Genomic DNA, 23,716 nt, shown 5'->3' with positions numbered 1-23,716 from the left:
CAAAAAGCTATCTCCTTCGCAACTCTTACATTTTTTGGCCCAACAGCCGGAATGCTCTGTCGCGAAGGAGCCTTGTGCAACAGCCGATGGCCGGGCTCGCGAGATAGAAAAAAGAGGGCAGATCTATTTGAACCCGTTCGCGAATGGGCAGAGGAACGACGCCCATGACGCATGCCATTGTGGCGGCGGCCTCTCGACCGACACTGCGCTCCGTTTCGGTCAAAACGCAGGAGCAGCAGACTCGTGCCGTGGTATTCTGCACATGCGAATGGATCATCGGCCAGCACACACATCTGATCAGTGGCCTGCGCGCATGTTGCGGTGTTCGGCATTGTCGCAGCGACCTCACCAGACCATCCGAAGTGTCTCCAGGACGCACCGAGCGATGAAAGCCCGGGCCTGGCTCGGGATATCAGAGGATTAGGAGCCCACTGTCGCGAACAGATCTAGCAGCTGGTGACCTGGATCGAAGGCTTCGAACATCGTTTGAAATCAGTTTCGGACCAATCGGACGTAGCGCGTCGTTTTAAGACAATGGCAGGAATCGGGCCTATCACTGCCATGGCGATCGAAACCCTGGCACCGAACACTCAGTGTTTTCGGTGCGGCCGCGACTTTGCAGCATGTTTTGGCATGATGCCTCGACAGCAGTCGTCCGGCGGCAAACAGGTCATGGGCCGCATATCGCACATGGGACAGCGTGACATTCGACGGCTGCGGATCATCAGCGAGATGGCCGATGTGACTGCCGCCATGCGATACAGGAAAACAACAACCAAATGGCTCATGGCCATGTTTGAGAGAAAACCCGAACTGTTGGGCGGCAGAGCGCCCGCCAGTAAAATGGCCAGAGCTGCTCGGGTCAGGCTGACGCGGCAGCAGGATTTCCGGAACCCTGTGATGCACCCCTAGCAATAACATAGGCGCCGGAAGTGGCCAAGGGGCTTCAGAGACAGTGAGAAGATCGATAAAAACTAAGGGTAAATGATCGTAAAGATCCGGATCCGTTAACCTCATCTCCCCAGAGAGCCGGACAGTTTTGATTGTTGATTTAGACCAGACCCGCGTCTATCCATGCCGACCGGTGAGACTTGAAGCCACATCTGAAGGCCTGAGACACCGAGGCAAGCGATCACATGCTCTGGCATCAAAGATCACTTACATTCATTGAGGCATCTGAACATGGGCCCAGCCCCGGCGAAAGCTGATTTAGTTCACACGCACCCGAGCCGATTGCCGAGGAAGATGTCCTCCTCATCCGCGACCTCTGCGCCGTATTAAGACTGCGAACTGCGGCTGCGATCCCCCCACCCGCCGTACCGCACGCCAGGATCCACCGCCCCGATCCTGCTCCGTCCTGAAGCAGGGCTGCGCCATTACCTCGCCCGCGCTTTTGCCACAACGCCCCTCGGTGTGGCACTGGCCTCTATCGCCAGGTGCCGTGACGGCCGGGGGCGCTTCCTGACCGACGGCCGCGTAGGACGGCCGCGTAGGGAGTGACAGCAATTCTTTCGAAGGCGCTATCCGCCCCATCGCCCTGCACCGCAAAACGCCCACTTCGCCGGTCACGACTCCGGCGCCGAAAACCGGGTGGTCAGCGTCTCGCTGACCGACACCTGTAAGAGGAACGGCGTCGATCCATACGCCTCGCAGGCCGGCACGCTCACCGCGATCGTCAATCGCCAAAAGCAGAGGTCGGGTCGAAGATCTCCTGCCGTGGAACTATGCCGCCAAGGCGGTGCCAGGGCAGAGCTAACGCCTCATCGCGGCCCGACCACTGCAAAACCCGCCCCGCGCGGGTCGCTTGCCATAGTGATCCAGGCACCGCCCGGCACTTCGACAGGGCCATGAAGCACCTTGCCCCCCAGCGAAGTGACCCCGGCCGTTGCCGCATCAATCCCGGGCACCCCGAAATAGGGCAGCCAGTGCGGCGGCGCGCCTTCCACGCCCAGCATTCCCATCATTCCACCGATATCACGACCATCATGGGCAAAAAGCTGGTATTTGCCATCCGGCCCCATATCCATCGCATCGGTCGCGCTCCAGCCAAACAGGGCGGCGTAGAACTGGAACCCGGCCTCGGGGTCCGAAGAATGCAGTTCAAGCCAGTTGCCATGACCGGTTCTGGCCTGATCAAAGGCATGGCCCGGCGTGCCGTCTTCGGGCTGCAACAGGCCAAAGGCGGCGCCCTGAGGATCGGCCAGAATCGCGAAACGGCCGGTGCCGGGGATGTCCTCGGGCGCGCGATGCACATTGGCCCCGAGCGCCTTGGCTTTGGCGACCACGTGATCGCAGTGGTCAACCGCGAAATAGACCATCCAGAATTCCGGCATCGGGCTGTCGGGCGTCATCAGCCCGGCAATCATCGCCCCGTCTTTGGTGGCAAGGCCATAGTCAAACCCCTCCATTCCGGCATCCTGGAAGGTCCAGCCCAGCAGCGGGCCATAAAAGCCGCGCGCCGCCCCGGTATCCATGGTGCAGAGCTCGTACCAGCAGGGGGTTCCTTGCAATGTCATGGCTCAGATCCTCATTCTTCGACCAAAAGGGGCACGAAGCCGCCATAGATCATGCGCTTGCCGTCAAAGGGCATGGCTTCGGGCTTCATGTCGGGATCGCTTTCTGACCGCGCCTCCATGGCAGCATAGGCCTTGTCACGGGTCGCCTTGTCGGGCCAGGTCATCCAGCAAAACACCACGCTCTCGCCGTCCTGCAGATCTACAGCGCGCAAAAAGTCGGTCTGCTTTCCGGGCGGCACGTCATCGCCCCAGCCCGCCACAAGCGTCAGCGCCCCGAGCGCCCTGAACGCGCCCCACCATTTCGCCTCATGCGCGCGGTAGGTCTCGCGATCCTCATTGCGGACCGGGATCAGAAAGCCATCAATATAGCCGGGAGACTGCTTTGCCATGATCTGCTCCTCCGGATCTCAGGTTGCGGTCACCGACCATGCTCCGGCTGATCCTCCCGAAAGGCAAATGGAATATCGAACAGCAGCCAGAAGCGGCGGGAAATGACCGCCGCGCAGGGCGCCTCTGGTCGCCAGCCGATCATCCCGGCTCAGCGGCTCCCCATCATGTCCCAGCATTTTCGGTCCTTAAATATCCCCGCCGGAGGCATTCCGGCGTCGCAAGACGCCGGAACAACAGATGCCTCAGTATTTCAGCGGAACGTAGAGTTCGGGCGGCAGGACAGCGCGTTCATAATCGGGGTTGAAGACGCGTTCGGGCAGCTGGATGTCCTCATGCGGCACATCCTCATAGGGGAAGAGGCCGAGGAGATGGTCGATGCAGTTCAGCCGCGCGCGTTTCTTGTCGGTGCCCTCGACAATATACCAGGGCGCCTCGGGGATATTGGTGCGCGCCAGCATTTCTTCCTTCGCCTTGGTATATTGCTCCCACCGCACGCGGCTTTGCAGATCCATCGGCGAAAGCTTCCATTGTTTCATCGGATCATGGATCCGCATCAGAAAGCGCATCTGCTGTTCTTCATCGGTGATCGAGAACCAGTATTTCACCACTTTGATGCCCGAGCGCACCAGCATCCGTTCAAATTCCGGCACGTCCTGGAAGAACTGTTCCACCTGGTCTTCCGAGGCAAAGCCCATCACCCGCTCGACCCCGGCACGGTTGTACCAGGATCGGTCAAACAGCACCATTTCACCGCCCGCCGGCAGATGCGGCACATAGCGCTGGAAATACCATTGGGTCTTTTCACGGTCCGACGGCGCCGGAAGCGCCACGGTGCGCGCCACGCGCGGGTTCAGCCGCTGGGTGATCCGCTTGATCGCGCCGCCCTTGCCGGCGGAATCGCGGCCCTCGAAGATCACGACCACGCGTTCCTTGTGATATTGCACCCAGGATTGCAGTCGGATCAGTTCGGCCTGAAGGCGGATCAGCGCGCGCAGGTAATCCTTGCGCTCCATCCCCGGCCCGTGGCGTTTCTTGTAGATCTTCGCGATTTCTTCGGACAACTCGGCATCTTCCAGCTCAAGCTCATAATCCTCATCGAAGGAATCCGAGAGTTCGGCTTCCAGCCAGTCCATCGGGGTCTGTTCGTTCATGGCATCCGTCGCGCGTGAGGGGAGTTCGGGATCTCAATGGCAGTACAGCGTAACGGAAGCATGACGGTCTGGTGACGGAAATCAATGCGGAGCGGCCTGGGAAAACAGGTTGATCACCAGCACACCGGCAAGGATAAGCCCAATCCCGATCACCGCCGCGAGATCAAGCGACTGTTTCAGCCAGATCCAGCCGATCATCGAGATCAGTACGATGCCAAATCCTGACCAGATCGCATAGGCGATCCCCACCGGCAGGGTCTTGAGCGCCTGCGACAGGAAGAAAAAGGCGCCGCCATAAAGGCAGAGCATGAGGATGGTCGGCACCGCTTTGGTGAATTGCCGTGTCTGGGCAGAAGCGAGGTCGCCATCACCTCCAGCGAGACCGCGAGGAGGAGCGTGACATAGGTTGTCAGCGTAGGGTTCATCAGCCGGGATTCCTTCGGGTCAGGTCAAGCAATTTTGCGCATAAGTCTGCCATCGGCTGGCGCAGATCGGGTTCGACCTGCCAGAGATCGGCAAGCCAGAAGCCATCCGCCGCGTGGCGCAGGATCTCGTACCAGGGGCCGGAATCGGTTGCGGCATGGCGCGTAAGCCGGGCACGCAGCCAGTCGGACCAGAGGCTGCGCATCCCGGGATTCATCAGCAGGACCGCGTTCAGCGGCGCCGAAGCCGCCAGCCCCGGGTCAAGCGTGGCGGCTATCCAGGCGCGGGTAAAGCTGCCCTGGGGCTCGGGATCAGCCGCCATACTGAGGTCGATGGCCGCATCGAAATGATCGAGGAGATCGCGCAACAGCGCGGTGATCAGCGCCTCTTTGTCGGGGAAATGGTGAAAAAGCCCGCCCTTGGTCACCCCGGCGGCCCGGGCCACCGCCGCGATGGTCATCGCCTGGAGCCCGCCTGCGACCGCCAGCGCCGCCGCCGCATCAAGCAGCCGGCGCCGCAAAATCTCGGGCTGGCGGCGACGGGGCGACGACGCCGGGGAAAGCGAGGGCGGCGGAAGCGAGGGCGGGGCTGCGGTCATACCGGCAATTACATACCGCTTGGTATGTAATCGGCAACAGGTTTCTTGCCTGCCGACATTGCAGTCTTCGGCCTTTACCCGGGGCTGAAAAAGACGGGAAAAGCTCCAGGCCCGCGCTGCAAGGCAGGCGGCTCGCTGTCGCGCGCCCGGCAAAGCCCTGTATTGCAGTATCGGTCACCTGTGCCGGACGGGGCACCGCTGTCGGGCAGATCCGGAATGCCAGTTCGGGTCATCGCATGTCGGAGCATAAGGTCCGGATCGTAAACAGGTCCGGGCCATAAGCGATGGGTTTAGGGATTTAATGGCGCCGGTCTCTGCCGCCGCTTGCGCCCGGTCAGGTGTGGTCCTATATTCCTTCTTGTCCGGGGCAACCCGGACTATGGCGATAAACGCACCTGTAATAGGCGGCTCGGACCCGGGGGCGGTACCCGGCGGCTCCACCAAATCTCCCGTTCATTGCGGGCGTGTGGGGCCGAAACAGGATCGACGGACGTTCAAAGAGGCCAGCTTTCGCTCGGTAAGGTACCACCGTTATCGGTCCATGATCACAGTTGCCAATGACAACAGTGCTCCGGTGGCGATGGCTGCGTAAGCAGCTCTCAATACCAAACCTAAGTCCTTGCGCTTAGCCGCGTAAGGCGGGGTTCGCAGGTACCTGGCAACAGAAACCTGCACCTTCCCCCCGTTTCGGCCCGATCACCTGTGCCTCAGGTCGCAAGGACCTGCATCGCGACCGCGATTATGGTGGCTTTCACCATCATCGCCGTTCGGATACCGCCATACATGGGCCGCCGGTATCCGTTACGGTATTGCTAAGGCTTTTCCCGCCAGAGCAGCCGCGCTATGGCAATGAGGCCTCGCCCCGGCGCCTGATCCGGTCCCGGCGGGCAAATTGCCAGTGTGGCATTCCCGAAAGGCATTGCTGTGAAACGGCACCGTCATATTCTGCATCCGCTGCAATCGGCGCGGGTCATTCTGGGCATCGGCGATCTGCCGGGGCGGATCTGCTGCTGGCCACGGTCATCGCCTTCACCGCCGGCGCCGCCAATGCGGGCGGGTTCTTCGCGCTTGGCCAATATACCTCGCATGTGACCGGCTACATGTCGCAGCTTGCCGATCACCTGGTGGTGGCCGAATGGTGGATCTGCCTGGTCGCATTGATCGCCATCGGCGCCTTTGTCAGTGGTGCCGCCTTTTGTTCGGCCCTGATCCACTGGGCGCGGCTGCATCTGCCGGGGCGCCAATATGCGGTGAGCGTGGCGGTGCAGGGCGTTTGCCTGATGCTGTTTGCCACCGGCGGCTGGTTTGAAAGCGCGGCCTGGCGGCTCTGGTGCATGGCGTGCCTCTGTTTCACCATGGGAATGCAGAACGCCACCGTGACCAAGATCTCGGGCGGCAGGCTGCGGGCCACCCATGCCACGGCGATGATCACCGATATCGGCATCGGCCTCGGTCGCGCGCTGTATCGCCGCCATTCGCCCGACGCAGTCCATAGGGTTGACTGGCACCGGATGCGGATGATGGCGCAGCTGGTTCTCACCTTCTTTCTGGGTGGGGTGACCGGGGCGCTTGGTTATGCGCGGATCGGGTTCGGGTTCTCACTGCCGTTGGGATGCCTGTTGCTGGCGATGGCGCTGCCGGCACTCTGGAGCTGCCGGCGCAGCTGAGGACGGGCCTCAGCTGCATTGCGAAAAGCCGCAACTGGGGCATATCAGGCAGCCCTCTTCCCTGCGCAGATCAAAGGATCCGCAACTGGGGCAGATGGCCTGAAGTCCGGGCTCTCCGGCCCTGGTTCCCATCCCGCTCCCGGGGGCCTCGGCCGGCGGCAGGGCGCCGGGGTCGGATTGCAGCCCCATGCCTTCGCCCGCGATGAAGCCGGTCGCAATCAGGTGGCGTTCGATCACACCGCCGATCGCCGCGAGGATCGAGGGGATATAGCGCCCGTCAATCCAGGCCCCCCCTCGGGTCGAACACCGCCTTCAGCTCGCCCACCACGAAAGACACATCGCCGCCCCGCCGGAACACCGCCGAGATCATCCGCGTCAGCGCCACCGTCCAGGCGAAATGCTCCATGTTTTTCGAGTTGATGAAGACCTCGAAGGGGCGGCGGCGCCCGCCCGAGACGATATCATTGACGGTGATGTAAAGCGCGTGTTCCGAGCCCGGCCAGCGGATCTTATAGGTCTCGCCCGAAAGCGTGGCGGGGCGCGGCAGCGGCGCGTCCCGGGGCGTTTCGCTGTCCCCGGGGGCGGGGGCGACGCTCAGCACCGATCCTGTGACCGCATTGGGCCGGTAAGTGGTACAGCCCTTGCAGCCCATATCCCAGGCGGCGAGATAGACATCGCGGAAGGCCTCGAACGGGATATCCGCCGGGCAGTTGATTGTCTTCGAGATCGAGCTGTCGATATGGCGCTGCGCCGCCGCCTGCATCCGCAGATGATCCATCGGTGCCAGCTCCTGCGCGGTCACGAAATGCGCGGGCAGGGGCGCGTCAGCATGGAGCGCGCGCCAGCGCATCAGGGCGTAATCCCCGACCTCCTCCTCGCGCGCGCTGCCATCCTTTTGCAATACCCTGCGCCTTGTGCTCCAGGCAAAGACCGGCTCGATCCCCGAAGACACATTGCCTGCATAAAGCGAGATTGTCCCCGTGGGCGCGATGGAGGTCACCAGCGCATTGCGGATGCCATGGCTGCGGATGGCGTCGAGGATATCCCCGTCCATTGCCGCCATGGTGCCGCCTCTGAGAAAGGCCTCAGCCTCGAACAGCGGGAAGGGGCCGCGTTCTTTCGCAAGATCGACCGAGGCGAGGTAAGCCGCCCGCGACAGCGCCTTGAGCCAGGCATCGGTCTGGGCCACCGCCGCATCCGCGCCATAGCGCAGCCCGCACATCAAAAGCGCATCGGCAAGCCCGGTGACACCAAGGCCGATCCGCCGCTTGGCCCGCGCCTCGGCCTCTTGTTCAGGCAGGGGAAAACGCGACTGGTCGATCACATTATCCAGCATCCGCACGGCGGTCGCGACAAGATCGGCAAGCTCATCACCCGCGATCCGGGCCGCTTCGGTGAAAGGGTCCCGCACCAGGGCTGCGAGGTTGACCGACCCGAGCAGGCAGGCGCCATAGGGCGGCAGCGGCTGTTCGCCGCAAGGGTTGGTGGCGCTGATCACCTCGGCATAATGGAGGTTGTTCATCCGGTTGATGCGGTCGATGAAGATCACGCCCGGCTCGGCATAATCATAGGTCGCGCGCATGATCCGGTCCCAGAGCGCGCGGGCGGGCAGGCTGTGATAAACCCTGCCGCCAAAGACCAGATCCCAGCTCTGATCCGCGTTCACCGCTGCCATGAAAGCATCGGTGATCAGCACCGAGAGATTGAACATCCTCAGCCGCGCCGCATCCTGTTTGGCACTGATAAAGTCAAGGATATCAGGGTGATCGCAGCGCAATGTCGCCATCATCGCGCCGCGCCGCGCGCCGGCGGACATGATGGTGCGGCACATCGCATCCCAGACATCCATGAAAGACAAAGGCCCCGAAGCATCCGCCGCCACAGACGCCACCAATGCGCCTTTCGGCCGGATGGTCGAGAAATCATAGCCGATGCCGCCGCCCTGTTGCAGCGTCAGTGCGGCCTCTTTCAGGGCCTGAAAAATCCCCTCCATCGAATCGGGGATCGTGCCCATGACGAAACAGTTGAACAGCGTGACGGCGCGACCGGTGCCGGCCCCGGCCAGGATGCGACCGGCGGGCAGAAAGCGGAAGCCTTCCAGCGCCGCCATGAACCGGGCCTCAGCAGCGGCAGGGTCAGGCTCGTCCACCGCAAGGGCGCGGGCGACACGGCGCCAGCTGTCGGCGACGGTCAGGTCAATGGGTGTGCCATCCGCGTTCTTCAGCCGGTATTTCATATCCCAGATCCGGGCCGCGATGGGGGTGGCAAACCCATCCTGCGCGACAGACCCGTCCTGAGCAGCGGGGCCGGTCAGGCGGTCGGCGGCGTCAGCATCGGGTGCAGTATCGGGCAAGGTGCAGACCCTCCGGCAAAGAGGGCCGTCAGCGGCGCGAGGACTGGGCCAGCATTTGCGCCGGATCCGGCCAGAGCCACAGGATAGGGAGGCGGAGGCCATCGGTCAATCTTGCGGCGGCGGGGCAGGCGCCTATGATCCGGCCATGGGATTCGTGAATATACTCAAGCTTTGTGTCGGTGCCGAAAGCATCGGGGATCTTGCGACCTGGCAAGAAGAAAATGCGGCACGCTGGCCGTCGGGGCAGGCGGTGCATGTCACCCGCATGTGGCCCAAACGCGAGGCCGAGGTGCTGGCGGGCGGCTCGCTTTACTGGGTGATCAAGGGGGTGATCCTCTGCCGGCAGCGCATCACCGCGCTGGAACGGGTCGAGACCGGTGATGGCATCAGCCGCTGCGCCATCGTGATGGACCGCGAGATCATCCGCACCGAATCCGCGCCGCGCCGCCCGTTTCAGGGCTGGCGCTATATCGGCCCGGAGGACGTGCCGCGCGACCTGACGCTGGGCCGGGACGGCGATGACAGCCTGCCGCCGGACCTGGAACGCGCTTTGGCCGAGATCGGCCTGCGCTGACGCGTTTTGCGCATCTGGCCCGATCTGAACTCCCCGCTCTGAACTGCCGACCGGTGCCGGTTCAGATCGGCCATTTCAGATGCGGGTGATCAGCCGCGACCGCGGGTGAAGCGGCCTTCGATGGTGGCACCGCTCTCGATCACCAGGGTGTCGTAAGTGATATCGGCGGTCACCTGGGCGGTGGCGCGCATGATGAAATGCTGGCTGTCGACCTTGCCGTCGAGACGGCCATGCACCTCGACCGATTTCGCGCTGACCGAGCCGGAGATGCGGCCATGCTGCCCGACCGCCAGCGCGTCGGCGGTGATATTGCCATCGACCTCGCCCAGAACCTCAAGCGCGCCGGTCGAGCTGATCTCGCCGGTGATCTTCAGGTCAGAGCCCAGCACAGAACGGGTCGCATTGCTGCGGCTGGCGCCGGATGAAGGCGTGGTCGCCTGGGAGCCAGCCTGTCCGGGCTCGCCATTCGGAGCGGCAGTTTTCGAGAACATTGGGGGATCTTTCTGAAAGCGTCTCGAGGGCGATAAGGCGGAATTGCGGCGCGAGGGTCAAGTGGACTGCGACCGCAGAGGCCGGGGAAAGCCGGTTTTCTGCCGAAACTTAATGATCACGACGGGACGGGGCGGCGTCCGGCATCCTAAAGCCGGTGAAAAGGCGCATGAAACAGAGAGACGCGCTCTTTGGGGGCGGGGCCTCCTGTCTGGTGCGGGCGGCGATGCCGGCCGGGGGCGGATCGCAAGGCGCATCCTGTCGCTGCGAATCAGGGGGCGGCGCGGTTGCGTTCTGGCCGGACTTCTCTGATAGTGACGCTGTCTGGTGCTCTCCGGCCCGGGCAAGGGCGCTGACCCTGTGCCGCCCCTGGCCGGAGGGATAATCGGGAAGGCGGTGCAAATCCGCCGCGTGCCCAACGCTGTAAGGTGGACCGCTTTTGCGGACCGGGCGGCAGATGCCACTGGCTTTGGCCGGGAAGGCGCCGTTTCGGGATGAAACCGAGCCAGAAGACCGGCCAGACCAGAACGGCCCCGGCTGCGCGGACGGCAGCAGGGGCGCCGGTTTGCCTGACAGGGGAAATGTCATGCCGATAGAACTGCCGCTCGCGGCCCGTTGCGATCACGCTCCTGCCGAACAGCTCCCTTCCGGTCCACTTGGCTCAGATCCGGGCACTTCCGGGCCTGACCTGCGCGCGCCCGGCACCGCCGCTGCCTTTTCGGCAGAGGAACGCGCCGCCGTCTACCGCGCGATCTTTGAGCGGCGCGATGTGCGGGGCCAGTTCCTGCCCGATCCGCTCAGCGAGGATCTGCTGCTCCGCCTCCTGGCGGCGGCCCATGCCGCGCCTTCCGTCGGGCTCTCTCAGCCGTGGAATTTTATCCTGATCCGCGATCCTGGTGTACGCAGCGATATCCGTGCCGCTTTCGAGGCCGCCAATGCCGAGGCGGCGGCGATGTTCGGCGAGGGGCGGCGCGCGCTTTATTCGCAGCTCAAGCTCCAGGGGATCTCTGAGGCGCCGCTTTGCCTCTGCGTCACCTGTGATCGCACACGTGGCGGTCCGGTGGTGCTGGGGCGCACCCATGATGCCGCGACCGACCTCTATTCCACAGTTTGCGCGGTGCAGAACCTCTGGCTCGCCGCGCGGGCCGAGGGGATCGGCGTCGGCTGGGTCAGCATCTTCCGCGAAAGTGATCTGAAGCGCATCCTGCATCTGCCCGATGATGTGGTGCCGGTGGCGCTCCTGTGCCTTGGTCATGTGCGCGACCTCTATGACCGGCCTGAGCTCGAGGTCCGGGGCTGGGGGCAGCGTCACCGGCTGGAAGACATGGTCTTCGCCGACCGCTGGCAGGGCCGCTGAGGATCTGCCGCTGCCGTCCCGCGCAAGGCCGGAACAGGCCGCCGCCACGGGCAGAGCCGTTGTCGCGGCGAAGGCTGGCAATGACCAGTGATCGGGAGAATGACGGCCCGTCAGCCACAGAAGGATAAAAAGGATAACATTGCTTCCCGCACAGTGGCCCGGTCTGCGACCGGACTTGATCCGGTTCAGGCAGCAGCTGAGGGACGGCCTGTCCCGGCGGTGCTTGTCCTGCGGCCCGGGGGACCGCAGGTGTGGCACAGACGAAGGCGCCGGCGACATCGTGCCGCCGGCGTCAGGCCAAAGGGCAGGTCGGGCTGGCTCAGCGCAGCATCGCGGCGGTATTGCCGCCATCGACGGTGAACACTGCCCCGGTCGAGGTGCGCGCCCGGATCAATGCTAGCGCGGCCTGGGCCACATCTTCTGCCGTGACTTCGCGATGCAGCAGGTTGCCGCGCATATAGACCTCGGGCGTGACGCCCCGGGCGCGGGCGCGCTCTTCGATCATCTGGTCGGTCATCAGCCCGGTGCGGATCCGGTCCGGATTGACCGCATTCGAGGTGATGCCATCCGCCGCATGTTCCACCGCATATTGCTTCATCAAGGCCATCAGGGCGGCTTTCGACGTGCCATAGGGGCCGAAGTCCGGACCCGGGTTCACCGCCTGTTTCGAGACGTTGAACAAGAGCGCGCCGCCGGTGCCCTGGGCCTGCATCACCCGCACCACCGCGCGGGCAACATAGTGGTGACCCCAGAAATTCAGCTCGAAGGCAGCGCGGAAATCGGCATCCGACACGTCGAGAAGCGCGCCCTGCCAGGCCGCCCCGGCATTCGAGACGAGGATATCAACGCCGCCAAAGCGCAGCGACACCTGCGCAATCGCCGCATCCACCGCCGTCGCATCGGTCAGATCGCAACCGATGCCGATGCCGCCCAGCCGTTTTGCCGCTTCGGAGGCCTTCGCGCCGTCGATATCAAGCAGCGCAATCTCGGCGCCTTCCGCGCGCAGGGCCTCGGCCATGGCAAGGCCCAGACCACCGGCGCCCCCCGTGATCACCGCAACCTGGCGGGTCAGCGGCTTTTCGGCGACTTTTTTCAGCTTCACCTGTTCCAGCGACCAGTATTCCAGATCAAAAAGGTCTTCCTCGGGCAGAGCCTCGAAAGCGTCGATCCCTTCGGCACCCCGGATCACCTGGATCGTCGCCTCGGCGACATCGGCCCCGATCCGGGCGGCTTTCGCAGTCGGACCAGCGGCAAAGACACCGACGCCTTCGACGTAGAAGACGCGGGGCATCGGGTCGAGCATGGTCTTGATGCCGCCCGCGCGCGCATTGTTGCGGGTGAAATAATCGGTGTAATCCGCGATATAGCCCGCGATCTTCTCGCGGACCAGCGCCGCCCAGGCCTTCAGATCACCCGCTTTTGGCGCGGGCAGTGCCAGGCCGAAGCGCTTGATATGGATGACATGTTCCGGTGTCGCATTGCCACGCCGGGTCAGGCTTTCGACATTCTCCGCGCCGCAGAAGTCCAGGATATCCTGGGTCACGCGATGTTCGATCACAAAGCGGCGGGGCAGGCCTTCCTGCGCGCCCGGCAATGCGATGGCGCCGCGCAGGATCGGCGCGATCTCTGCCGCGTCTGCAAGCCCGCCCAGCACCGGCGCGGTGCCGAAGGGTTTCGGATTGCCCTCTGCGATGCGGTTTTCGGCGCGGGTGATCGCCTCGATCATCGCCTCATAGGCGACACGCGGATCGTCGGACCAGGTGAAGATCCCGTGTTTGATCAGGATCATCCCGGGCGCATCGGGGCGTTCATTAAAGGCCCTGAGGCAGACCTTCGAGAGGTCAAAGCCCGGCATCACATAGGGAATGACGATATATTCGGGGTAAAGCGCGCGGATCAGTGCCTCGCCATTCGGCTGATTGGTCAGCGCGACGATCGCATTGGCATGGGTGTGATCGACATGGCGGAAGGGCAGGATCGCATGCAGGATCGCCTCGACCGAAGGGTTGGGCGAGGCCGGATCCAGCAACAGGCGGCGCTGCAGCATGACCATATCGTCATCCGACAGCGTCTCGTAATTCACCATCGCCTTCAGCTCGGCCAGACGCAGCGCCGGCAGGCCTGCCGGTTCGATCTGGCCCATATCCCAGCCCGACCCCTTGACGCAGAGCACCTCGACCGGCGTGCCGTCATGGTCATTGATCACGGTTTTCACCGATGTATTGCCGCCGCCATGCAGCACCAGCTGCGGCACCTGGCCCAGCAGCCGCGTCGTCCAGGTGCGGATCGCCACATCGCGGTTCACGCCGGCCGCGACATAGGCGGCAACGGTTTTCTCGAAATCCGCATCGGACCACAGGGATTGCATCGGATCTTCTCCTTGGACATTCAGGTCTGAGTTGATGTCAAATGACAGTTATTGGTGTCAAATGTCAATGCGAGTACGAAAGAGATCGGTGAAAGCCTCGCCAAGGCCTGGGTTTCGTGGCAAAGCTGATGGCATGACTGGGCGTGACGGGCAGGGGGACTGATGTCGGCAGAGGCGCAGATACGCGGGCGGGGGGCCGTGCCGGCAGAATTCGACGATATCGTGATCTGGGCGGCCTGGCTCTATTATGAGGAAAGCCTGAACCAGAGCGATATCGCCGCGCGGCTCGGCGTCTCGCGTGCCAGCGTGGTCAATTATCTCCAGGAAGCGCGCGAACGCGGCGCGGTGCGGATCAGCATGGATGCGGGCGTTATGGCGCGGCATTCGCTGTCGCTGGCCCTCGCCGCGCGCTTTGGCCTCGAAGAGGCGCTGGTGGTGCCGGTGCAGCCCGGAGACGATGCGGCGACGCGACTTGCAGCCCTTGGCGCCGCCGGGGCGCGGCAGCTTGAGCGGATGCTGACCCCGGGTGAGACGCTTTGCATCTCCTGGGGTCGCACGGTGCTGGCGGTGGCCGATGCGATCTCGCAGCCCGTCGAGGGGCTGAGCGTGGTCCAGGTCACCGGCGCGGCCATGGGGCGGCGTGATTTCTCGGCCGAGCTCTGCACGGCGATCATGGCGCGCAATCTCGGCGCGCTGAGCATGGTGATGCATGCACCGGCGGTGCTGTCGAGCGCCGCGCTCTGCACCGCCTTGCGGGAGGAGCCGGCACTTTCCGAGCAATTCGCGCTGATCCGCAAAGCGCGCACCATCGTCTTCGGTCTCGGCGCTCTCGGGCCGGACAGCACGATGCGGGTTGCCGGCATCGCCGGCACGGATGAGATCGACGCCTATGCCGCAGATGGCGCCGAAGCGGTGCTGATCTGCCGTTTCCTCGATGCCGAAGGGCAGCAGATCCGCCGTGATTTTGACAGCCGTATGATGGGGATCGAACTTGAAGAGCTGCGCGCCATCCCCCGCCGGGTCTGCGTCGCAGGTGGCCCGGGAAAGATCGCCGCGCTGCGCGCCACTTTGAAGGGCGGCTATGTCAGCCATCTGGTAACCGATACCGAAACAGCCGCGGGCCTGCTGGCACAGACCCCCTGACGCTTTCTTTCGCCCGATAAAATCACACAAGGAGAGGTCCGGAGGGATGCAACACCCCTCCGGCGGTTCGGCAAAGGGCATTCAGCCTTTGATCTTCGCTGTATTCATGAACTCAAGCGTATGGTCGAACGACTGCACACCCGCATCTGACCCGAGCCCGGTCGCCACCAGCGCCGCCGTCGCCTGGGCGAAATTGAGCGCGGTTTTCAGATCCATTTTATGATGCAGTGCCGTGATGAAGCCCGCGTCGAAGGCATCGCCGCAGCCGGTGGTATCGACCACTTCGATCTCAAATGCCGGCTGGCGTACGACGGCGCCCTTGTTATCCATGAAACAGACGCCATCCCCGCCAAGCGTAAAGACGCATTGTTTCACCCCGCGATCGAGGAAGAAGCGCCCCGCGGCCTCGACCGTCGTCGCGCCGGAAATCGCCTGGGCCTCTTCGACCGAGGGCATGAAATAGTCGATATGCGGGAAGAGCGGCGCGACGAGGTTGATCGTATTCTCATCGGCGCCAAGGAGGTCAAAGGTGGTCGTCCGCCCGCGCCGCTTGGCCTCAGCCAGAAGCTTCGCGCTCGGCTCCCCATCGAGTTTCGCCAGAAGACCGGTGCCGCCGAGATGGATGATCGGGGCTGCCAGCACCGCATCCAGCGTTTCGGGGATGATGTCGAAATGATCTGACGCACCGCGCTGATGCAGGGCAGGGCGCTCGCCATTCCGGCGGATGTTCAGGATCGAGGCCGAGGTCGGGACGTCCGCAAGGCGCTGCATCTGGCTCGTGTCGACCCCGAACCGCGCCAGCGTCGCCAGCACGAAATCGGCCTTTTCGTCATCACCAACCGCACCAACCGCAAGGCAGTTCAGCCCGTGTTTCGCCAGATCGACCACGGTACCGCCGGCGGTACCGGCCACGGTCAGGCGGATTTCGTCGATAAAGGCGACAGAGCCGCCCGGCGGGATCGCATCGACCGGCCGCCCCAGCACGTCAAGGATATAAAGGCCGATGACCGAAACATCATGGCTCATGGTGGTTCCTCCCGGAAGGTTAATCAGCCGCGCCTTGCTCAGTTGCGTTGGCGCAGCGCGAAAATGGTGCCGGCGATCAGGATGAAGATGCCGACAATGGCAAGCTGCAGCGTCGAGGGGATGCCCACGAAGACCAGAACATTGCTCACCAGCGTGATCAGGAGCACACCGAGCAGCGTGCCGATCACGGTGCCCGAGCCGCCGGTGATCCGCGCGCCGCCAAGCACCACGGCCGCGATGATTTCAAGCTCCATCCCGGCCAGGTCAAAAGGATTTGCAAGACGGTTCGAGGCGACATGCACGATGCCCGCGATACCAGCCAGCAGCCCCGCCCAGCCGAAAACAAACAGCCGGATATGGAAGAGATTGAAGCCAAGGCGTTCCGCAATCCCCGGATTGCCGCCCGAGGCAAAGATCGCGCGGCCCATCAGGGTGCGCTCAAGGATGAACCAGGTGGCGAAAGCGACCACGACCAGCACCAGCACGGTCGCAGGCAGGGTCGAGATCACCCCGGTCCCGCCGGTCCAGGTGATGAGGGAGGCCTTGCCGAAGGCCTCCATCGAGGCGGGCAGGTTCATGAACAGGGCCGTCCCGACAAAGGTCAGCAGCGCCGAGCGGATGATATATTGCGTGCCGATGGTGACGATCAGCGAGGGCGCGCGCAGGGAATGCACCAAAAGCCCGTTGATCACGCCAAAGACCGCGCCGCCCAGGGCCGCCAGCGGCAGGATCACCCAAAGCGGCATTCCCGGGAAGATATTCGTGACCAGCATGGTCAGCGAATACATTACAAAGGCTGCGATGGCGGTGAAGGAGACGTCAATGCCGCCTGCGGCCAGCACCACAAGGACGCCCATCGCAAAGATCCCCCGCACCACCGAGGCACGCAGGATGTCGAAGACATTGTTCATCGCGAAGAAATTCGGGTTTGCAATGGCCACGCCGATCACCGTGACCACGATCAGGGCAAGGGTGAAGAGCTCGGGCCGGCGGCCCATCAGATCCCAGATGCGCGCGGGCAGACCCGGGGTTGCGGCGGAAGCGGGGACGTCGGTCATGCTGGCATTTCCAGGTCTGTGACGGCGGGCGCTGCGCCGGCCATTGTCTGATAGAGGCGATCTTCGCTGGTGGTCGCCGCGTCATAGGTTGCGGCAATCGCGCCCTGGCGCATCACGGCGATCCGGTCGCAATTCTGCAAAAGCTCGGGCAGGTCATCCGAAATGATGATGACGCCCATCCCCTCATCCGCAAGGCGCTGGATGATGCGGAAGATGGTGTCTTTCGACCCGACATCGACGCCCACGGTCGGGCCGTGGAGGATCAGAAGGCGAGGTTCGATCGTCAGCCAGCGCCCGATCAGCACGCGCTGCTGATTGCCGCCCGAGAGCGACTGCACCGGGGCCGCGACATTCGGTGCCACGACCTGGAGGTCGGCAATCTGGTCTTCCGCCAGTTTGCGCGCGCGTTTCGGGCTGATCATGCCGATTGCGTTTTTCAGCCGGTCAAGAACCGGCAGGGTCACATTGTCCTGGATCGGTTTTTCCAGAAACAGCCCTTCGGTCAGGCGGTCTTCGGGAACATAGCCGATGCCGTCCCGGATCGCCTCGCCCGGGTTTTTCGGCCAGACGGATTTGCCTTCCAGCCGGATTGCGCCGCTGCTCGCCGGGCGCACGCCCGACAGCGCCAGCGCAAGTTCATTGCGGCCGGAATCGAGAAGCCCGGTGATGCCGAGGATCTCGCCCTTGCGCAGGCTCAGCGACAGATTCCGGAAGGCGTTTGTCTGTGTGAGGTTCTCGACCTCCAGCAGCCCCTCGCCGATTTTCGGTTCGGTCCGGTAGCGGGCCTCGGAAATCTCGCGTCCGGTCATCAGCTGACTGATTTCGGCTTTATTGGTGGTGGCGACCTCGCGTTCCGCCACTTTCAGGCCGTCGCGCATGATGATCGCGTGCCCGCCCAGCGATTTCACCTCGTCGAGCTTATGGGTCACGAAGAGCACTGTCACGCCCTGGTCAAGAAGGCGGCGCACCACGGAAAGCAGGTTCTCGACCTCTTGCCGGGTCAGCGAGGTGGTCGGCTCGTCCATGATGACCAGCCGCGCCGAGGCCGCGATGGCGCGGGCAATGGCCACGAGCTGGCGGGTCGCGAGCGGCAAAGTATCGGTGCGGCGCGTCAGGAAGGCGGCGTCGGTCGGCAGATGCACCTCGGCCAGCGCTTTGGCGGCGGTGGCGAACAGTTCTGCCCGTTTCAGCCGCCGCGCCAGACGCCCGCCTGCTGCGACCAGCTGGCCGGTCAGCGCGATATTTTCTGCCACCGACAGGTTCGGCAGCAGGGAGAGATCCTGATAGACGGTCTCGATCCCTGCCTTCAGCGCGCCGATGGCACCGATATCGCCTGCCAGCGGGCCGGTGGCCTCGCCATCAATGAAAATCTGCCCCGAGGTCGCGTTCTGCGCGCCCGAGACGATCTTGATCAGGGTGGATTTGCCGCAGCCATTCTCGCCCATCAGATGATAGATCTGGCCCGCCTCCAGCGTGAGGCTGACATCTTTCAGCGCCTGCACGCCGCCGAAGGACTTCCGCAGGTTGCGGATTTCCAGAAAGGGCTTCTGGCCGGTGGATTGGTTGGTCTGGCCTGGCTGCGATTGCATCGCGGTCGTCCTCAGCTTGTGGATGCGAAGGCGCGGGCAGAATGCCGCGCCTTCGCCTGGTTGTCCGGTCAGGGAAGGCAGATCAGAACGGGTAGTTCTTGTATTCGTCCTTGCCGACATCGACCCAGGCAGCGCCCTGGATGATGATGCCCTTGCCAGGGCCCTGCGTCACGGTGACGGCGTTATAGCCAGGCACGCCGAGATCGGCGCCATCCGCGATTTCCTCGCCTGCCAGCACTTTGGCAGCGACGACATTCATGACATAGCCCGCGTCTTTCGGATCCCAGAAGTAGATGCGGTTGACCGCACCGGATTCGAGATAGGGGCCGGTGTCTTTCGGAAGGCCGAGGCCATAGACGCAGACCTTGCCGACAAGGCCGGCCTCTTCGACGGCGCGGCCGATGCCGATCACGTCGATGGCGGAAGAACCCTGGAAGCCCTTGATATCCGGATAGGCGCGCAGGATTTCTTTTGCTTTGTCATAGGCCTTGTTCGCGTCGTTGAACGACTCGTTCTTGGCGGCGACCAGCTCCATGCCCGGGTGGTTTGCGGCGGCGCTTTCAGCACCGGCATCGGCCCAGATATTATGGGTCAGGCTGCCGAGCGAGCCGACAAAGCTCGTCCATTTGCCTTCACCGCCCATGCATTCCGCAAGGCCGTCATTGATCTTGCGGCCGAAGGCTGCGTTGTCGAAGGCTTCGATATCGGCATCGGCGCTGACGATGCTGTCGCCTTCATGCGCGATGACTTTGATGCCACGGGCCTGGGCACGCCGCAGCACGCCTTCAAGAGCGGCCGGGTCCATCGGCACGACCGCGATGGCCGAGACGCCTTTGGCCACGAGATCTTCGATGATGCGGGCCTGTTGTGCGGCATCGGCCTGAGCCGGTCCGACCTGAACCGCGTCAATATCGGCGTGATCGGCGGCAAAGGCTTTCACACCTTCATCCATCCGCACGAACCAGCCTTCGCCGGTGATCTTGACCACGGTGGTGATCGACTGCTTGTCCTGGGCCATGGCCGCGCCTGCGACCATCGCACCGGCGATCATGGCGCTTCCGGCCAGTTTCGCGAGTGTTTTCATGGTAGTCCTCCTCCGGTTTTCAGGGGCATTTGTCTTGCAGCGATCCGGCCTGCCCTGCGGGGCCGGCGCCGCATCCGTTATCGCGCTGGTCGGAACCAGTACGACAGATTCACCCGCGCCGAGGCCAGCAGCGCCAGAAGCAGCACCCCCCAGGCCAGATCGCGGAAAAAATTTGAGATGCCGAGGAAGTTGAAAAGGCTCGACAGCATCTGCAATGCGGTGGCGGCGAGCAGCACGCACAGGACGCGGCCATATCCGCCTTCGGGCTTAACCCCGCCCAAGACCGCGATCAGGATGGCGATCAGCACGTAAGAGCTGCCGTAATCCCATTTTACCGAACCGGCGCGCGAGGCGATCACGATGCCCGCAACCGAGGCGAGGATGCCGCAGATCGCATAGGTGATGACGATCATCCGCTTCACCGGGATACCGCCATATCGCGCGGCTTTCTCGTTCGATCCCAGCAGCATCAGCTTGACGCCGAAGGGGGTGAAGCGCAGCAGATAGCCGATCAGCCCGGCGATCAGCACGAACAGCGCGAAACACAGCGGCACACCCAGCACCGGCAGATTGCCGAAATCATCCAGCGGCGGGATATAGCCAAGGCTGACGGAAGAGCCATTGGTCAGCCAGACCGCGATCCCGGTGAACAGAAGCTGGGTGCCGAGCGTGGCGATCAGCGGCGTGAGCCCGGTATAGGCAATCATCAGCCCGTTGATCAGTCCACCGGCCAGACCCACGCAAAGCGCGATCCCGGCGAAGGTCCAGGAGAAGGCCATCGGCGCATCACCCGGGGGCAGGATGCGGCTTGCGACCAGAAAGGCGGTGATGCCGGCAAGGTTCGCCAGTGCGATCCCGGAAAGGTCGATGCCGCCATTGCCGGAAATCATCGCCAGCGCGACGCCAAGCGCCAGCAGGCCCAGTTCCGGCACCTGCGCGGCCATCACCTGCAGATTATAGCTGTCAACGAAATTCGCCCCGGCCAGCAGGGCGCCTGCCACCAGCACAATCACATTGATCAGGGCCAGAAACACGGTCTGGCGGTCAGCGGTCTTGATCACAGTCTTCCTCCCGCCGGGGCAGGGGCAGACGGCGCGCCCTGATCCGGTTCTGTATATCGACACTGGCCCGTGACAAATGTCAATGCTTGCTGTCGTATGTCATGGGCCTGTTGTGTGGCCTGTTGTGTGGCCTGTTTTCTGGTCTGGTTTCCGGCGGGGCAGCGGGTCATGCGCGGCCCCCTTTGCTCATCAGCGCCGGCGCGTCACAGGGATGATCCATCAGCGCCGCCAGCTCATCATCGAGATGCAGGACCGAGAGCGAGACGCCCGCCATATCCAGCGAGGTGTAATAGGGGCCGACCAGCATGTGGCTGACCGTGATGCCATGCGCCGTCAGGCGCTGCCGGATGCGGCGGGTGAGAATGTAAAGCTCCATCGCGGGCGTCCCGCCCAGCGAATTGACCAGCACCGCCACCCGGTCACCGCGCGCGGGCACCATTTCGGCAAGGATCCGGTCCAGCAGCAGATCGGCGGCATCATCGGCAGAGACCAGCCGCTGCCGCTCCACCCCGGGCTCGCCATGGACACCGACGCCGATCTCCATCTCATCCGCGCCCAGCTCGTAGCCGGGGCGACCGGTATCGGGCAGGCGGGCGGGTTCCAGCGCGAGGCCCATCGTATAGACACGCTGCGCCGCGCGCCGCGTCACCGCCTCGCAGGCCTCAAGCGAGGCGCCAAGATCGGCGGCAGCGCCCGCGATGCGGAAGACAAAGACATTGCCCGCAACGCCCCGGCGCGAGCCACGGCTGTCGGGTTCTGACGAGGCGATGTCATCGGTGGTGATGATCTGGCGCACCGGGATGCCGCCGGCCTCGGCCATCTCGCGCGCCATCTCGAAATTCATCACATCGCCCGAGAAATTGCCGAAAATGTACAAAAGCCCGGCGCCACCATCGACGGCGCGGCTGGCCGCAAGGATCGGGCCGGGCGGAGGGGCGGCAAAGATATTCCCCACCACCGCCGCATCGGCGAGGCCCTGGCCGACATAGCCCCAGAATCCCGGCTCATGCCCGGCGCCGCCGCCGATCACGATGCCGACTTTGCCCGGGCGCGGGCCGTGCTTTGCCATCACGGCGCGGCTGGTGCCGGGGACAAGGCTGATCAGCGCCTCATGCGCCAGCAGCGCGCCGGCGAGGCTCTCATCAACGGCGTTCCGTGCCTCGTTGATCAGTTTTTTGCCGTGGCTGCGGGTGGCGATTGCGGGCACCACGGGTGCCGGACGGCGGCTGCTTTCCTGCCAGCCATCGGCGGTCAGCACGCCGCGGGCGGTGGCGGCATCGGTCACCAGCACATCGATCAGCCCGCCGCGCAATGCCGCAAGGATTGCGGCCACTTTGTCGATACCGCCCGCCACCGCGATCTTTTGCGGCACGCGGCGCAGCCCGTCGAGATCCAGCCCGATGGTACGGTCATTGACCGGCCCCGCGACCAGCTCGCCCCTGGCCGAGATGAACCGGCCGAGCAGGCTGCCGACTGCATCCTGGTAATGGGCGTGACGGTCGACGCCTTCGAGGAATCCCGAGCTGTGGATCGTGCTTTCGGGCCGCATCGATGAGATGCCCATGATGATGCGATTGGCCTCGGACAGGACCTGGAGCTGTTCTGCCAGAACCGGCTCTTCCATCAGCATGGCGCGCATCGCGGGTGATGAAACGATCGCGGGCACCGAGAGCGGGATCCAGCGTGCACCAAGCGCCGAGGCAAGGCGCGAGGCGCAGGCTTCTGGCGTCCAGGCGATGCGCGCCGTGGTCGAGCCGGTGGCCTGAACCACGCGGATATCGGCAAGCCCGGGATGATCCAGCGCCGAAGCCAGCGCCAGCACCGACCGCCCCCAGGTCACCGCCAGCGTGTCGCCCGACCGCACCAGCCGCTTCAGCACCATCGCACCGGCCTGGCCAAGCCGTTCAATCAGCGGTTTGCCGTCGCCTTCCGAGGGGATCACAAGGCAGTCATGCAGGCCGAAATGGTCCTTCAGCCCGCGCGCAACCGAGACCGCCCGAAAGCGCTCGGGCTGGATCTCGATATTGACGAGGCCGCGCGCCCGGGCATCGGCCAGCCAGGTGTTCACCGAGGCACGCGACAGGCCCATCTTCTGCGCGATCTCGCTCTGGGTCAGCCCGTCCTCGTAATAAAGCCAGGCGGCCCAGAGGAGCGCATCATCGCCAAAGCGCATCGGCATTTCCGCCAGCGCACCGCTTTCGGGTTTCAGGGCCATCAGCTGCCCCCCCGCGCAAGATGGGCCTGAAGGCCTTCGCGCAGCCCCTGGATGATGATCACGGCCGAGGCCGCGCCCGGGTCGATATGGCCCAGCGTCCGGCTGCCCAGCCGCGCGGCACGGCCAAGGGCTGCAACCATGGCGCGGGTGGCATCGCGGCCCTCGCTTGCGGCGGCTTCGGCGGCGGCGAGCGCGTCCAGCGGGTCGGGGCCGGCGGCGGCAACTGCACGCGCAGCAGGCCGCCAGGCGTCGAGCATGGTCTTGTCGCCGACGCTCGCCTTGCCGCGCCTTGCGATGCCTTCATCGAAGGCGGTGACCAGTTCGGGGATGCGCGCGGCAGGAATGCTGTCCATGCCGCTGAACAGCTGCCCGGCGCTGAGGAAGGCCGAGGCGTAAAGCGGCCCGGTGGTGGCGCCCACCGCATCGAGAAAGCTCTCGGCGGCTACGGGGAAAAGGTCGCCCGCGCCCTTGCCCTCGCGGGTTGCGGTGACGAGCGCCCGGGTCAGGGCGGCAAAGCCTTCGGCCATGGAATTGCCGTGGTCTCCATCGCCGATGGCGCCGTCAAGTGCGCCAAGCGCCGCGCGTGCCTCGCCGATCCGCAACGAGACGGTGCGGAACAGGTCGGTCACATCTGCGGCGCTCAGACCGGTCATG

The 23,716-nt window shown here is 64.1% G+C and carries 19 protein-coding genes, 1 other RNA gene, 2 pseudogenes and 1 riboswitch; of the genes and pseudogenes, 7 read left to right on the top strand and 15 right to left on the bottom strand.

Features of this window, described 5'->3' with window-relative positions:
• The first annotated feature begins 456 nt into the window (after positions 1-456).
• Together QNO18_RS14875 and QNO18_RS14870 are read left to right on the top strand one after the other, a co-directional pair.
• Positions 457-912: a transposase gene (locus tag QNO18_RS14875; protein WP_283178299.1), complete on the top strand. Its 456-nt coding sequence runs from the start codon at positions 457-459 to the stop codon at positions 910-912.
• Positions 913-1,183: 271 nt separating this feature from the next.
• Positions 1,184-1,756 (top strand): annotated as a pseudogene (locus QNO18_RS14870) (transposase); the annotation flags it as partial.
• 4 nt (positions 1,757-1,760) lie between these two features.
• Here the strand turns inward: QNO18_RS14870 and QNO18_RS14865 are convergent.
• The 5 genes from QNO18_RS14865 to QNO18_RS14845 form a co-directional block, all read right to left on the bottom strand.
• Positions 1,761-2,516, bottom strand: a complete 756-nt coding sequence (locus QNO18_RS14865; protein ID WP_283178298.1) for a VOC family protein — start codon at positions 2,514-2,516, stop codon at positions 1,761-1,763.
• Between the two features lie 11 nt (positions 2,517-2,527).
• Positions 2,528-2,905, bottom strand: coding sequence for a DUF1428 domain-containing protein (locus tag QNO18_RS14860; RefSeq protein ID WP_283178297.1), 378 nt, complete (start codon positions 2,903-2,905; stop codon positions 2,528-2,530).
• A gap of 243 nt (positions 2,906-3,148) precedes the next feature.
• Positions 3,149-4,057 (bottom strand): polyphosphate kinase 2, encoded by a 909-nt coding sequence (gene ppk2, locus QNO18_RS14855; protein WP_283178296.1) that lies wholly within the window; start codon positions 4,055-4,057, stop codon positions 3,149-3,151.
• An 81-nt stretch (positions 4,058-4,138) separates the two neighbouring features.
• Positions 4,139-4,381, bottom strand: a complete 243-nt coding sequence (locus tag QNO18_RS14850) for an SMR family transporter (RefSeq protein ID WP_349293865.1) — start codon at positions 4,379-4,381, stop codon at positions 4,139-4,141.
• 100 nt (positions 4,382-4,481) lie between these two features.
• Positions 4,482-5,078 (bottom strand): TetR/AcrR family transcriptional regulator, encoded by a 597-nt coding sequence (locus tag QNO18_RS14845; protein ID WP_283178295.1) that lies wholly within the window; start codon positions 5,076-5,078, stop codon positions 4,482-4,484.
• Between the two features lie 320 nt (positions 5,079-5,398).
• Between QNO18_RS14845 and ssrA the strand changes: the two genes are divergently transcribed.
• Together ssrA and QNO18_RS14835 are read left to right on the top strand one after the other, a co-directional pair.
• Positions 5,399-5,754: a transfer-messenger RNA gene (gene ssrA, locus QNO18_RS14840) on the top strand.
• A gap of 133 nt (positions 5,755-5,887) precedes the next feature.
• The gene (locus tag QNO18_RS14835; RefSeq protein WP_283178294.1) at positions 5,888-6,745 is read left to right on the top strand and encodes a YoaK family protein; all 858 of its coding nucleotides are present in this window, start codon (positions 5,888-5,890) and stop codon (positions 6,743-6,745) included.
• A gap of 9 nt (positions 6,746-6,754) precedes the next feature.
• On the opposite strand, the pseudogene QNO18_RS14830 reads toward QNO18_RS14835, so the two are convergent.
• Positions 6,755-8,981, bottom strand: a pseudogene (locus QNO18_RS14830) (adenosylcobalamin-dependent ribonucleoside-diphosphate reductase).
• A 262-nt stretch (positions 8,982-9,243) separates the two neighbouring features.
• Between QNO18_RS14830 and QNO18_RS14825 the strand changes: the two are divergent.
• Positions 9,244-9,672: a DUF1489 domain-containing protein gene (locus QNO18_RS14825; RefSeq protein WP_283178293.1), complete on the top strand. Its 429-nt coding sequence runs from the start codon at positions 9,244-9,246 to the stop codon at positions 9,670-9,672.
• 89 nt (positions 9,673-9,761) lie between these two features.
• On the opposite strand, the gene QNO18_RS14820 is transcribed toward QNO18_RS14825, so the two are convergent.
• The gene (locus QNO18_RS14820; protein WP_283178292.1) at positions 9,762-10,163 is read right to left on the bottom strand and encodes a polymer-forming cytoskeletal protein; all 402 of its coding nucleotides are present in this window, start codon (positions 10,161-10,163) and stop codon (positions 9,762-9,764) included.
• Positions 10,164-10,514: 351 nt separating this feature from the next.
• A riboswitch (cobalamin riboswitch) is annotated at positions 10,515-10,698 on the top strand.
• Between the two features lie 49 nt (positions 10,699-10,747).
• On the opposite strand from QNO18_RS14820, the gene bluB reads away from it, so the two are divergent.
• Positions 10,748-11,518, top strand: coding sequence for a 5,6-dimethylbenzimidazole synthase (bluB, locus tag QNO18_RS14815; RefSeq protein WP_283178291.1), 771 nt, complete (start codon positions 10,748-10,750; stop codon positions 11,516-11,518).
• 319 nt (positions 11,519-11,837) lie between these two features.
• Here bluB and QNO18_RS14810 read toward each other — a convergent pair whose 3' ends face one another.
• Positions 11,838-13,886, bottom strand: coding sequence for a bifunctional aldolase/short-chain dehydrogenase (locus QNO18_RS14810; protein ID WP_283178290.1), 2,049 nt, complete (start codon positions 13,884-13,886; stop codon positions 11,838-11,840).
• 162 nt (positions 13,887-14,048) lie between these two features.
• On the opposite strand from QNO18_RS14810, the gene QNO18_RS14805 reads away from it, so the two are divergent.
• Complete coding sequence (locus tag QNO18_RS14805; protein ID WP_283178289.1) at positions 14,049-15,029, top strand: sugar-binding transcriptional regulator; 981 nt, start codon at positions 14,049-14,051, stop codon at positions 15,027-15,029.
• An 81-nt stretch (positions 15,030-15,110) separates the two neighbouring features.
• Here the strand turns inward: QNO18_RS14805 and QNO18_RS14800 are convergent, their stop codons facing one another.
• The 7 genes from QNO18_RS14800 to dhaL all read right to left on the bottom strand — a co-directional run bounded on the left by QNO18_RS14800 (position 15,111) and on the right by dhaL (position 23,715).
• Positions 15,111-16,055: a sugar kinase gene (locus QNO18_RS14800; protein ID WP_283178288.1), complete on the bottom strand. Its 945-nt coding sequence runs from the start codon at positions 16,053-16,055 to the stop codon at positions 15,111-15,113.
• 38 nt (positions 16,056-16,093) lie between these two features.
• Positions 16,094-17,113: an ABC transporter permease gene (locus tag QNO18_RS14795; protein WP_283178287.1), complete on the bottom strand. Its 1,020-nt coding sequence runs from the start codon at positions 17,111-17,113 to the stop codon at positions 16,094-16,096.
• Positions 17,110-18,702, bottom strand: a complete 1,593-nt coding sequence (locus QNO18_RS14790; protein WP_283178286.1) for a sugar ABC transporter ATP-binding protein — start codon at positions 18,700-18,702, stop codon at positions 17,110-17,112. Before QNO18_RS14790 ends, QNO18_RS14795 begins: the two co-directional genes overlap by 4 nt.
• 82 nt (positions 18,703-18,784) lie before the next feature.
• A complete protein-coding gene (locus QNO18_RS14785; protein ID WP_283178285.1) occupies positions 18,785-19,786 on the bottom strand; it encodes a substrate-binding domain-containing protein in 1,002 nt (333 codons plus the stop codon).
• 77 nt (positions 19,787-19,863) lie between these two features.
• Positions 19,864-20,847: an ABC transporter permease gene (locus QNO18_RS14780; RefSeq protein ID WP_092898255.1), complete on the bottom strand. Its 984-nt coding sequence runs from the start codon at positions 20,845-20,847 to the stop codon at positions 19,864-19,866.
• A 166-nt stretch (positions 20,848-21,013) separates the two neighbouring features.
• Positions 21,014-23,062: a bifunctional sugar-binding transcriptional regulator/dihydroxyacetone kinase subunit DhaK gene (locus tag QNO18_RS14775; protein WP_283178284.1), complete on the bottom strand. Its 2,049-nt coding sequence runs from the start codon at positions 23,060-23,062 to the stop codon at positions 21,014-21,016.
• Positions 23,062-23,715, bottom strand: a complete 654-nt coding sequence (gene dhaL, locus QNO18_RS14770; RefSeq protein ID WP_283178283.1) for a dihydroxyacetone kinase subunit DhaL — start codon at positions 23,713-23,715, stop codon at positions 23,062-23,064. Before dhaL ends, QNO18_RS14775 begins: the two co-directional genes overlap by 1 nt.
• Position 23,716 lies beyond the last annotated feature (1 nt).

This window comes from Gemmobacter sp. 24YEA27, assembly GCF_030052995.1.
Taxonomy (GTDB): domain Bacteria; phylum Pseudomonadota; class Alphaproteobacteria; order Rhodobacterales; family Rhodobacteraceae; genus Pseudogemmobacter.
This window is presented reverse-complemented; position numbering and strand designations above follow the sequence as displayed.

What these genes read in the sequence shown, in the direction of transcription:
- QNO18_RS14865 (WP_283178298.1), bottom strand. Translation starts at nt 2,516, where the DNA reads ATGACATTGCAAGGAACCCCCTGCTGGTACGAGCTCTGCACCATGGAT.
- QNO18_RS14860 (WP_283178297.1), bottom strand. Translation starts at nt 2,905, where the DNA reads ATGGCAAAGCAGTCTCCCGGCTATATTGATGGCTTTCTGATCCCGGTC.
- ppk2 (WP_283178296.1), bottom strand. Translation starts at nt 4,057, where the DNA reads ATGAACGAACAGACCCCGATGGACTGGCTGGAAGCCGAACTCTCGGAT.
- QNO18_RS14845 (WP_283178295.1), bottom strand. Translation starts at nt 5,078, where the DNA reads ATGACCGCAGCCCCGCCCTCGCTTCCGCCGCCCTCGCTTTCCCCGGCG.
- QNO18_RS14825 (WP_283178293.1), top strand. Translation starts at nt 9,244, where the DNA reads ATGGGATTCGTGAATATACTCAAGCTTTGTGTCGGTGCCGAAAGCATC.
- QNO18_RS14820 (WP_283178292.1), bottom strand. Translation starts at nt 10,163, where the DNA reads ATGTTCTCGAAAACTGCCGCTCCGAATGGCGAGCCCGGACAGGCTGGC.
- bluB (WP_283178291.1), top strand. Translation starts at nt 10,748, where the DNA reads ATGCCGATAGAACTGCCGCTCGCGGCCCGTTGCGATCACGCTCCTGCC.
- QNO18_RS14810 (WP_283178290.1), bottom strand. Translation starts at nt 13,886, where the DNA reads ATGCAATCCCTGTGGTCCGATGCGGATTTCGAGAAAACCGTTGCCGCC.
- QNO18_RS14805 (WP_283178289.1), top strand. Translation starts at nt 14,049, where the DNA reads ATGTCGGCAGAGGCGCAGATACGCGGGCGGGGGGCCGTGCCGGCAGAA.
- QNO18_RS14800 (WP_283178288.1), bottom strand. Translation starts at nt 16,055, where the DNA reads ATGAGCCATGATGTTTCGGTCATCGGCCTTTATATCCTTGACGTGCTG.
- QNO18_RS14795 (WP_283178287.1), bottom strand. Translation starts at nt 17,113, where the DNA reads ATGACCGACGTCCCCGCTTCCGCCGCAACCCCGGGTCTGCCCGCGCGC.
- QNO18_RS14790 (WP_283178286.1), bottom strand. Translation starts at nt 18,702, where the DNA reads ATGCAATCGCAGCCAGGCCAGACCAACCAATCCACCGGCCAGAAGCCC.
- QNO18_RS14785 (WP_283178285.1), bottom strand. Translation starts at nt 19,786, where the DNA reads ATGAAAACACTCGCGAAACTGGCCGGAAGCGCCATGATCGCCGGTGCG.
- QNO18_RS14775 (WP_283178284.1), bottom strand. Translation starts at nt 23,062, where the DNA reads ATGGCCCTGAAACCCGAAAGCGGTGCGCTGGCGGAAATGCCGATGCGC.
- dhaL (WP_283178283.1), bottom strand. Translation starts at nt 23,715, where the DNA reads ATGACCGGTCTGAGCGCCGCAGATGTGACCGACCTGTTCCGCACCGTC.